Source organism: Bacillus sp. J41TS8 (assembly GCF_018333035.1).
Classification (GTDB): domain Bacteria; phylum Bacillota; class Bacilli; order Bacillales; family Bacillaceae; genus Bacillus; species Bacillus paralicheniformis.
Genome location: NZ_BORF01000070.1, coordinates 1 through 207, shown reverse-complemented (window position 1 = coordinate 207; position 207 = coordinate 1). Strand labels below are relative to the sequence as shown.

At 50.2% G+C, this 207-nt stretch carries 1 tRNA gene; it reads left to right on the top strand.

Going from position 1 to position 207, the window contains the following annotated elements:
* The first annotated feature begins 1 nt into the window (after position 1).
* A tRNA-Ala gene (locus KI350_RS22875) sits at positions 2-77 on the top strand.
* Positions 78-207 lie beyond the last annotated feature (130 nt).

The window sequence follows — 207 nt, the reverse complement described above, 5'->3', positions numbered from 1 at the left end:
CGGGGCCTTAGCTCAGCTGGGAGAGCGCCTGCTTTGCACGCAGGAGGTCAGCGGTTCGATCCCGCTAGGCTCCACCAACGTGTTCTTTGAAAACTAGATAACAGTAGACATCACATTCAATTAGTAACACAAGATATCACGTAGTGATTCTTTTTAACGGTTAAGTTAGAAAGGGCGCACGGTGGATGCCTTGGCACTAGGAGCCGA